Here is an 11327-nt window from a genome sequence, read left to right on the forward strand (position 1 = left end):
CTGTATAAGCGTTAAGGAGCAGGGAGATGATATTGTATTCCTTAGAAAAATCGTAAAAGGTGGAGCAGATAAAAGTTATGGTATTCAGGTGGCAAAATTAGCGGGAGTTCCTGACAGTGTATTAAACCGTGCAAAACAGCTGGTGGTGGAATTAAGCAATGCGGATATTTCCGCAAAGGCAAAGGATATTGCTGCGGGACTTCAGCCGGGAAGTAATGTTTTACCGGGAATAAATGATGATGCGGAAGCACATCAGATGACTTTATTTGATACTATTAACGGTGATGAAATTATAAAAGAAATTGAGGAACTAAATTTAGGTGAAATGACACCTATAGAGGGACTTAATTATTTATTTAAGCTACAAAATCAGTTGAAAAACAGATGGTAGTTATTTTAGGAGTGTTACATGAAGAAAATTCAGGAACTTGACCAAAGTACAATTAATCAGATTGCGGCAGGAGAAGTGGTTGAAAGACCTGCATCGGTAGTAAAGGAATTGTTGGAAAATGCCATTGATGCAGGCTCTACAATGATTTCCGTTGAAATAGAAGACGGCGGACTGTCTCTTATCCGAATAACGGATAATGGCATGGGTATTGACCCGGGAGATATAAGAATTGCATTTAAAAGGCATACTACCAGTAAGATTAGAACTGCCGTGGATTTATTAAGTGTATCATCCCTGGGATTTAGAGGTGAAGCTTTGTCAAGTATAGCTGCTGTATGTCAGGTAGAGCTTATTACAAAAACTGCTGAAAACCTTACAGGATACAGGTACAAAATTGAAGGTGGAAAAGAAACACTGTTTGAGGAAATTGGTGCGCCGGAAGGTACAACTTTTATTGTAAAAAATATATTCTTTAACACTCCTGCTAGAAGAAAATTTTTAAAAACAGCCCAGACAGAGGCAGGATATGTTTCAGACATTGTGGAAAAAATTGCCCTTTCACATCCGGAAATATCCATTAGTTTTAAAAGTAACAGACAGTTAAAAATCCATACTGCAGGAAATGGCAATTTGAAGGATGTCATATATAATGTTTATGGTCGTGAAATTACCGGTAATGTAATTGAAATAAATCAGGAAAATGATTTTATGAAAATGACAGGATACATTGGAAAGGCAATAATATCAAAGGGAAACAGAACCTTTGAAAATTATTTTATAAATGGCAGATATATAAAAAGTAACATTCTTTCTAAAGCCATTGAGGCAGGTTATAAATTTATATTAATGCAGCATAAGTACCCTTTCACTGTATTAAATTTTGAAATTAATCCGGAATATCTGGATGTAAATGTTCATCCGTCAAAGATGGAACTTAGATTTAGAAAAGGTGAAAGTATATATCCCTGGGTGGAGGAATGTATTAACAATGCCTTAATTGAAAAACCAAATATTATTGATGTTGAATTAGAAAAAATCAAGGAAATACAGGATGAAATTAAATATGTTCCTGAGCCCTTTGAGATAAACAGACAGCATATTGAAGAAGCAAAGGCTTTAAGTGTAAATAGTCAAAGCAATATAGGCAGTACTAATTATCAGACACCGGATCACGTTTTAGGTGATTTACCTGAGCATTTAGATGTAGGGGAAGATAATAATTACAAGGCAAATACAGACAGGGTGGCTGTTACACCTAAAAATAATATGGTTCAGCAGCAAATCACGGAGGTTTATGATGATTTCCTAAGTGAGGTGGCTAAGCCTAAGCATAGAATTATAGGGCAGGTGTTTAAAACATACTGGATTATTGAATATGAGGATAAAATGTATATTATAGACCAGCATGCTGCCCACGAAAAAGTAATGTTTGAGTCTCTTATGAAGAAATTTCATGAAAAAAACATAAGCACTCAGTTTATTAATCCACCAATAATTCTTTCTCTTTCCATGAACGAGGCTGCATTGTTAGAAAAATATATGGGGCATTTTAAGGAAATAGGATTTGAAATTGAGCATTTTGGCGGGCAGGATTACGCAGTAAGGGGTGTGCCTTCAGATTTGTATTCATTAGATAGTGAAGAGGTATTAATGGAAATAATTGATAATCTTTCTAATGAAAATACAAAGCTTGTGGCAGACAGCATTACAGACAAAATTGCATCCATGTCCTGTAAGGCTGCGGTAAAGGGAAACAGCAATATGTCATTTAACGAGGCAGATGCATTAATTACCCAGCTACTTGCCCTTGAAAATCCGTATAACTGTCCTCATGGAAGACCAACAATTATTTCCATGAGCAAATACGAGCTTGAAAAGAAATTTAAACGAATAATTTAAGGAAAAATAGCAATGAAGAAGAAACTTATTATTGTTACAGGTCCCACAGCTGTAGGGAAGACAGAATTAGCCATTGACTTAGCTAATAAGGTTAATGGTGAAATTATAAGTGCTGACTCAATACAGGTATACAGATATATGGATATAGGCTCTGCGAAGGTTTTACCGTCGGAAACTAAGGGAATAAAGCACCATCTTATTGATGTATTAAATCCCGATGAGGAGTTTAACGTTCATACATTCCAGCAAATGGCAAAGGAGTGTATGGAGGACATATATAAGCGGGGAAAGATTCCCATTATTGTGGGAGGAACGGGATTTTATATTCAATCTGTTCTGTATGATATAAAATTTGATGAAACAGGAAATGAACATGAATACAGAAAAGAATTTGAGGAACTTGCAGCACAAAAAGGAAATCAGTATATTCATAACATGCTAAGAAGCATTGACCCGGTTTCTGCTGACAATATTCATTATAACAATTTAAAACGTGTAATAAGAGCATTAGAGTATTTTTATGAAACAGGAAAACGTATGTCAGAGCATAATGAACAGCAGCATGAAAATAAATCACCATACGATTTTGTTTATTTTGTTTTAAATGATGACAGGGATGCCCTTTATTTCAGAATAAATAACAGAGTAGACAATATGATTAAAGAAGGTCTTTACGATGAAGTAAAGGGTATTCTTGATTTAGGATATAGTGAAGATTTAACCTCCATGCAGGGAATCGGATACAGGGAAATGGCACAATGTGTAAATGGGAACATAAGCCTTGAAGATGCCATTTATCAGATAAAATTAAATACAAGGCATTTCGCTAAAAGGCAATTGACATGGTTTAGAAGGGAAAGAGATGTTACCATGATAAATATTAATGAGTTTGCATATAACAGACAGAAAGTTTTAGATGAAATGCTTATGATTTTGGAAAAAAGAAACATAATAAGAAAAGAGGATTAAAATGGCAGACATTAAGGAAATGTATAAAAACTTCGGCATTTCAGAGGATGTGTATGATTATTCAGTTAAAATTACAGATGCTTTGAAACAAAGATTTCAAGAAATAGACATAATTGCAGAGTACAATCAGTTGAAGGTGGTTAATGCTATGCAGAAAAATCAGGTATCAGAGGCGCATTTTGCCCAGACTACCGGATATGGATATAATGATTTAGGAAGGGATACTTTAGAAAAGGTATATGCAGATATTTTTCATACGGAAGATGCTTTGGTAAGACCACAGATAACCTGTGGAACTCATGCATTAGGTCTGGCACTTTCCGCTAACTTAAGACCCGGAGATAAAATGGTTTATATTTCAGGTAAGCCTTATGATACTTTAGAAGAGGTAATTGGAATAAGGGAATCAAAGGGAAGCTTAAGGGAGTATGGAGTTACATACGATCAGGTGGATTTACTTGATAACGGAGATTTTGATTTTGACGGAATAAAAAATAAGCTTACCTCTGATGTTAAATTAGTTGGAATACAACGGTCAAAGGGATATGCCACACGACCTACACTGTCAGTGAAAAAAATAGGTGAAGCAGTTTCTTTTGTAAAAAGCATTAACCCGGATATAATTGTAATGGTTGATAATTGTTACGGTGAGTTTGTGGAAACCATAGAGCCTTCTGATGTAGGGGCAGATATGGTGGTTGGCTCATTAATAAAAAATCCCGGAGGAGGACTTGCTCCAATAGGTGGATATATATGCGGAACAAAGAACTGCGTGGAAAATTGTGCCTACAGACTTACAACACCGGGACTGGGAAAGGAAGTTGGAGCTAATCTTGGAGTTATGACTTCATTTTATCAGGGCTTGTTTTTAGCACCTACAGTTGTGGCATCAGCTTTAAAAGGAGCCATTTTTGCGGCAAATTTATTTGAAAAATTCGGATTTAAGGTAATACCTGACGGAAAAGAAAGCAGACATGACATTATTCAGGCTATAGAATTTGGTAAGCCTGAGGCAGTAATTGCCTTTTGCAAAGGAATACAGGCTGCTGCACCTGTGGATAGCTATCTTACACCGGAACCTTGGGATATGCCAGGATATGATGCACCGGTTATAATGGCCGCCGGAGCATTTGTTTCCGGATCATCTATTGAACTTAGTGCAGACGGACCTATAAAACCGCCTTACGCAGTGTATTTTCAGGGTGGCCTTACATGGCAGCATGCAAAGCTTGGCATACTTAAGGCATTCCAGAATATGGTAGATGACGAATTAATTCATTTAGTATAAGTTTTTGTTATTATTTGCCTTTTATTGTAAAAAACGTATACACATAATTTTTATTGTGTTACAATATCATATGCTTTGAGTTCTAAATTTATTTATATTTTACTTTGTACCTGGAGATGAAGAAAGGAAGATATGAATAAAATTAAAGATATGCCAAGAAGTGAGCGACCATATGAGAAGTGTTTTGAAAATGGCCCTGAAACATTGTCAGACTGTGAACTTTTGTCTGTTGTTTTAAGGACGGGAGTTAAGGGAAGCAGTGCATATGATTTGGCAAAAGAAATTATTACGCAGCAGGGAGATGGTACTAATCTCCTGAAAATAATGCATACTACAAAGGAAGAGCTTTTACACATTAAAGGTGTGGGAATGGTAAAGGCAGTTCAGATTTTATGTATTGGTGAACTGGCAAAGAGAATTGCGTCAATGCCTTTTGTGGATAATGTGAAGTATGATTCACCGAAGAAAATCGCCGGATATTACATGGAAAGGCTAAGACATTTAGAACAGGAAACTTTACATGTTATGTTTCTTGATACTAAATGTAAGCTGATTAAAAGTAAGGAGATTACAAAGGGAACCATTGACAGGTCCATGATTTCCCAGCGGGAAATTTTTGTGGAAGCACTAAAATGTAATGCAGTAAATATTGTGCTGGTGCATAATCATCCCAGCGGTGAACCTACACCCAGCAGGGATGATATTAGAAGTACAAAAAAGATAAAAGAAGCAGGCGATATGGTAGGAATAAGGCTTTTAGACCATATCATTATTGGAGATAATAAATTCTCAAGTTTAAGGGAATTGAAAGTTATATAGAAATTCAACTTGAAGGGATATACTATGAGTCGTAGTGTTTTTGGTATTGATTTTGGTACAAGTAATATAAAAATATATAATGGAATTACTAGAACCACTTTAAATGAAAAAAATATTATTGCCATTAAGAATAAGGACATTTTATTTGAAATTGGCGATGAAGCCTATAAAATGTATGAGAAGGCACCTGAAAATATTCAGGTTATTTTCCCTATTAAATACGGGGTTATAGCCGATTTGAAAAGCATGAAAATGCTTTTTGAACAGTTTTATAAGAAAATGACAGGACCTAGAGGCAGCAAAATGGGAAGATTCTGTATAGCTGTTCCGGCAGATATTACGGAAGTTGAAAAAAGAGCTTTCTATGATGTTGTTGCCAAATCAGACATAAAGGCAAGAGAAATCAAAATAGTGGAGAAGCCTATAGCAGATGCCGTAGGTCTTGGTATTGACATGACCAGTTCCAGAGGTAACATGATTATTAATATTGGAGCTGACACTACGGAAATATCAGTTATTTCATTAGGTGGAATTGTTGTAAGCCGAATTATAAAATTAGGTGGCAACAGACTTGATCAGATGATTTGTGATGTGGTAAAGCGTAAATACAATATTTTAATTGGTTTAAAAACTGCCGAACAGATTAAGAAAACATTATCAGATGCCATGTATGATGAAGATAATGAAGAGGAGGGTGATGACATTTTATATGTTTATGGAAGAAATGTTATTACTGGTCTTCCTTCTGAACGTGGAGTTTCTAAGGACACCATATATGAGGCAATTAAGCAGTTCTTTGATGATATTACAGATTCCATTAAGAATCTTTTAGAGAGAACACCGCCTGAATTGTCAGCAGATATTATAGATACAGGTATTTTCCTTACAGGAGGATCTTCTTCAATTAAAAATTTAGATAAACTCATTGCAAAGGAGACAGATCTTAAGGTTAATACAGTTGAAAATGCAGAGGATTCAGTTATAAGAGGCATATCAATTATTATGTCTGATTCAAGATACAGGAAACTTATGTATGAGCCAAGAGAAAGCTCATTTTAACAGTTACAGTTACAATTTTTATTATTATATATAGGATGAAACAATGAAAAGACAATCAAAATTTAGTGTAAAACCAAAGATTTTAATATTTGTTCTGACGTTAGTATGTATTGCGTCCCTTATTTTGTCATTTGCTTTTTCAGGTTTTTCAAAACCTTTTAAAGCTGTAGCCGGTGTGGCTGTAGTTCCTCTTCAAACAGGAATTAATAACATTGGCGGATGGATTACTGACAAGGAAGAGCTTTTAAAAACAGTAAAAGAGTTAAAAAGCAGTAATTCCAAGCTAAAAAAACAGGTGGATGAGCTTACTCAGGAAAACAGCCTTTTAGCCCAGAACAAATATGAACTTACAAGACTTAGGGAGCTTTTAAAACTAGATGAGGATTATTCACAATATGAAAAAGTGGCTGCTAATGTCATTGGAAAGGATACGGGAAATCTTTTTGACATCTTTATTATTAACAGAGGTTCAGATGACGGTATTCAGGTGGATATGAATGTTATAAGTGGAGGCGGTCTTGTAGGTATTGTTTATGATGTTGGAAAAAACTATGCAAAGGTACGGTCCATAATTAATGATGAAAGTAGTGTAAGCGTTTCCTTTGCCAATACTTCAGATACAGGAATTGCCAGTGGTGATTTAAAACTTATGGAAGATAACGTTATGAATATCACAGAGGTATCTAAGGATGCAAAAATAGCTGAGGGAGATATGGTTGTCACATCACAAATTAGTGATAAGTTTCTTCCAAACATCTTAGTAGGGTATCTTACAAAAATATCCAAGGATGCCAGTGGGCTTACCCAGTCAGGTCAGATGAAACCTGTTGTGGATTTTGAACATATAAGTGAAGTTTTGGTAATTAAGCAACTTAAAGAGGAATTGAAAGATTAATTAATGGTATTGTAGGAAATAATTATGAAATATAGAATAATTAAAATATTAATAACAGGTGGAATTATTACATTGTCATTTGCCCTGCAAAGTTCTTTTTCACTGTTAAATTACAGAAGCGTGGCAACTCCAAATCTGCTTTTAATTACGACATGCATATTTGGATTTATGAGGGGCTGTAATTACGGAAGTGTAACAGGATTGTTTTGCGGACTGTTAGTAGACATATTTTTTGGAGATGTAATAGGTTTATATGCCCTTATATACATGTATGTGGGATTTTTCGGTGGTTTGTTTAAGAAAATGTTTTACAGTGACCACGTATTTATGCCTTTATTGCTGGTGTTTTCCGGTGATTTTGCATACAATATGGGCTGTTATACATTTAGACTGCTGTTGAGAAACAAGTTGGATTTCTCATATTATTTCTGGAACATTTTCTTTCCGGAAATGATTATTACCACATTTGTAACCCTTATAGTTTACAAGCTATTTTATTTATTAAACGAAAAAGTATTAACACAAAAACAGGAGAATAAATTAAGTTTTGATAGGTGATTTTTTATATACGGTATCTAAAATAATTAAATCAAGAATATTCATTGTAAGTTTAATCATTATCGCTTTGTTTTCAACTTTGCTGTACAGAGTATTTGATTTACAGATTGTAAATGAAAATTACTATATGAGTACATATATCCAGCAGGCGGAGAGAACTGTTTACACTCAGGGAACCCGTGGAAAGATATATGATGTTAACGGAAAAGTTTTAGCTTATGATGAATTAGCATATACGGTAAGAATGGAAGATAAGCTTGACAGTTCTAATGAAAAGAACCAGCTTATGAATGACATTGTTTACAAGGCAATTAATGTTATAGAAAAGTATGGCGATAAGGTTATTGTGGATTTCCCTATAATCTTAGATCAGGATGGAAAGTGGAAAGAGAATTTCTCTTCAGATGCTGCAAAGAAGCTTTTTCTTAAAAATATATTCGGAGAAAAGATGAAATATAAGGATAGGGATTTTTCCAATGCATCTGCAGGGGAACTTATTTCTCACCTTAAAAATGTATTCTTTGAGGTTAAGTTAGATGTTGATGACGAAATGCTTCTTAAGATTTTGTCCATCAGATACAATGTTTTTGCCAATTCTTATCAGAAGTATGTTGGTGTAACCATTGCAAAGGACATTAATGAAAAAACTGTTGCTGCCATTTATGAAAATGAGGCAGATTTAACAGGTGTTATGGTAGAAGAAAAAACTGTAAGAAAATACAATGACAGTGAATATTTTGCACCAATTTTAGGATACACAGGAACTATTTCCGATACACAGATTGAAGAATATGATAAAAAAGGTAAAACATATACTTCCAGTGATATTGTGGGAAAGGCAGGAATCGAATCTTCTTTTGAAAAGTATCTTCAGGGAAAACATGGCGAAGAAAAAATATTTGTAGATAATACAGGTAAGAAACTTAGCACTATTTCTAAGAAAGATTCAAAAGCAGGAAAAGATGTATATCTTACCATTGATTCTAAACTTCAGAAAGCTGTTTATACTATGCTTGAAAAAAGGATAGCATCTATCCTTATATCAGAAATTCAAAATTATGACATAGATGAAGATCAGGAAACTGACGAAAAAATACACAACATTTCAGTTAAGAAGGTTTATGCCCAGTTAATGACTAATAATGTTGTAAGTATTAAGCATTTAGCAAAGAAAAGTACACCTAATGAGAACAGGGTTTACAGTAAATATAAGGACAGTGTTAAAGTGGCTGTTGCAGAATTAAAACAGCAGTTAAGCTCAAAAAATGGCAAGGTTTATAATGATTTAAGTAAGGAATATCAGAAGTATTACGATTATATATATGATTTATTAAAGAATGACGGAATACTTCTCACATCTGTTATTGACACAAAAGACGAAACCTACAATAAATATGTTGACGGAAAAATCAGCATGAATGAGTTTATAAGATATGCAATTAAACAAAACTGGATTAGTCTTGATAATTTAGATGTAAAGGATTCTTATTTATCAACAGAGGAGACTTATGATTTAATTACAAAGTATATTATTTCTGATTTAAGGAAAAATACGTCCTTTGGTAAGGAAGTTGTATATTATCGCATATTTGACGGAACTATTTCCGGCAGCGAAGTATGTATGCTTTTATATGATCAGGGAGTTTTAAAGAAGGATGAAGCAACATACAGCAGACTTTCAACATATGACACATATTATACTTATACATTTATTATAAATCAGATTCAGAAGTTAAATATTACACCGGCACAGCTGGCATTAGATCCGTGTTCCGGTTCAGTAGTAATAACTGACCCGTCAACAGGAAAGGTTAGGGCATTGGTTACTTATCCAAGTTATGATAACAATATGCTTTCTGGTTCAGTGGATTCTGATTATTGGGCTAAGTTAGTAGATGATCAGTCAGAACCTCTTTATAACCGTGCAACCCAGGGAGCCTCCGCACCGGGTTCAACATTTAAAATGTGTACAACAATGACAGCCATGGAAGAAGGGATTATTTCTCAGGGCGATACTGTTGTGGATGAAGGTGAGTTTAAGAAAATCACTCCATCACCTAAATGTTGGATATTTACCTCAGGTGGCGGTGCAACTCACGGTAGTATAAATGTTATGCAGGCACTGGCGCAGTCATGTAACTATTTCTTCTATGAAATGGGATACAGATTGGGAACTAACAGTAAGGGTAACTATGATAGTGCCTTAGGTCTTAGTAAAATAGAAAAATATGCCAAGGTTTTAGGACTTGATATGAAGTCAGGTGTGGAAATTACTGAAAGAGATCCGCATTTTTCAACGGAAAGTGCTGTCCATTCAGCTATCGGACAGGGTAGTAATGCTTATACACCGGTGCAGCTGGCAAGATATGTTTCAACAATTGCTAATGGTGGAAAGAATTACTCTCTTACATTGTTAGACAAGGTGGTTTCATCTAAAGGTAAAACCGTCCTTAAAAAGAAGTCAAAGCTTACAAATACAGTAGATGCTTCTGGTAGTACATGGGACGCAATTCATACAGGAATGCGTGAAGTTATTACTGAAGGTACTGTTTATAAATATTTTAAAGATACAAAAATTAATATTGCAGGTAAGTCAGGTACGGCGCAGGAAAACAAGAAGCGTAATTCCCATGCTTTGTTTGTTGCATATGCTCCATATGATAATCCGAAAATAGCAACATCTGTTGTTATTCCTTTTGGTAACTCATCCCATGACTCTGCAGAGCTTGCAAAGAACGTTATTCAGTATTATTATGGTGAAATTACTGATAAGGATGTTAAGAAGAATGTTAAAAAGGATGATTCTAATAATGTAACCCAGGATTAAAAGCCTAGGTTATGACTCCTGAATAAAATACAAAAGATAGTATATTATTTTATTTTAGGAGGAAGAAATGGGAGAAGTAATAGTTGTTACATCAGGTAAAGGCGGTGTTGGAAAAACAACAATTACCGCAAATTTAAGTATTGCCCTGGCAAAAATGGGAAACAGTGTTTTAGCCATTGATACAGACATTGGACTTAGAAATCTAGATGTTGTTATGGGACTTGAAAATTACATTGTATACAATCTCGTAGACGTTATTGAAGGCAATTGCAGGCTGAAACAGGCAATAATAAAGGACAGAAAACATAGTAATCTTTATCTGCTGCCCAGTGCCCAGTCAAGGGACAAGGATGCAGTTACAAGGGAGCAGATGATAGAGCTTACAGCCTGTTTAAAGGAAGAGTTTGACTATGTTATTATCGACTGCCCCGCAGGAATTGAACAGGGCTTTAAGAATGCCATAGCAGGCGCTACAAAGGCTATTGTAGTTACTACCCCGGAGGTTTCATCCATAAGGGATGCAGACCGTATTATCGGACTTTTGGAAAAAGATGGAATTGAGCCTATATATCTTTTGGTAAATAAATTACGTCCGGAGCTTATCAGACGTGGAGATATGATG

Annotated in this window: 9 protein-coding genes and 1 pseudogene; all 10 read left to right on the forward strand. The window is 34.9% G+C overall.

Translation table 11 applies throughout. The features are described 5' to 3' along the window. A pseudogene (locus Q5O73_RS08255) lies at nt 1-391 on the forward strand (DNA mismatch repair protein MutS); the annotation flags it as partial. Between the two features lie 18 nt (nt 392-409). Next, entirely contained in the window at nt 410-2290 is a 1881-nt protein-coding gene (gene mutL, locus Q5O73_RS08260; RefSeq protein WP_186840397.1) for a DNA mismatch repair endonuclease MutL, read from the forward strand. Nucleotides 2291-2302: 12 nt separating this feature from the next. Continuing rightward, nucleotides 2303-3259: a tRNA (adenosine(37)-N6)-dimethylallyltransferase MiaA gene (gene miaA, locus Q5O73_RS08265; RefSeq protein WP_302628859.1), complete on the forward strand. Its 957-nt coding sequence runs from the start codon at nt 2303-2305 to the stop codon at nt 3257-3259. Continuing rightward, on the forward strand, nt 3255-4547 hold the full coding sequence (locus Q5O73_RS08270; protein WP_368075817.1) for an aminotransferase class I/II-fold pyridoxal phosphate-dependent enzyme: 1293 nt from the start codon (nt 3255-3257) through the stop codon (nt 4545-4547). The genes miaA and Q5O73_RS08270 overlap by 5 nt, the downstream gene beginning before the upstream one ends. Before the next feature lie 132 nt (nt 4548-4679). Next, complete coding sequence (gene radC, locus Q5O73_RS08275; protein ID WP_302628861.1) at nt 4680-5366, forward strand: DNA repair protein RadC; 687 nt, start codon at nt 4680-4682, stop codon at nt 5364-5366. A gap of 24 nt (nt 5367-5390) precedes the next feature. Beyond that, entirely contained in the window at nt 5391-6425 is a 1035-nt protein-coding gene (locus Q5O73_RS08280) for a rod shape-determining protein (protein WP_021953067.1), read from the forward strand. 43 nt (nt 6426-6468) lie between these two features. Beyond that, nucleotides 6469-7320, forward strand: a complete 852-nt coding sequence (gene mreC, locus Q5O73_RS08285; protein WP_021953066.1) for a rod shape-determining protein MreC — start codon at nt 6469-6471, stop codon at nt 7318-7320. Nucleotides 7321-7344: 24 nt separating this feature from the next. Continuing rightward, the gene (gene mreD, locus Q5O73_RS08290; protein WP_021953065.1) at nt 7345-7878 is read left to right on the forward strand and encodes a rod shape-determining protein MreD; all 534 of its coding nucleotides are present in this window, start codon (nt 7345-7347) and stop codon (nt 7876-7878) included. Next, complete coding sequence (locus Q5O73_RS08295; RefSeq protein WP_302669452.1) at nt 7868-10705, forward strand: penicillin-binding transpeptidase domain-containing protein; 2838 nt, start codon at nt 7868-7870, stop codon at nt 10703-10705. The genes mreD and Q5O73_RS08295 overlap by 11 nt, the downstream gene beginning before the upstream one ends. Before the next feature lie 67 nt (nt 10706-10772). Further along, nucleotides 10773-11327 (forward strand): septum site-determining protein MinD (gene minD, locus Q5O73_RS08300; protein ID WP_302669453.1); only part of this gene is annotated, 555 nt, incomplete at its 3' end.

Source organism: Eubacterium sp. AF15-50 (assembly GCF_934835595.1).
GTDB classification, from domain to species: domain Bacteria; phylum Bacillota; class Clostridia; order Lachnospirales; family Lachnospiraceae; genus Eubacterium_G; species Eubacterium_G segne.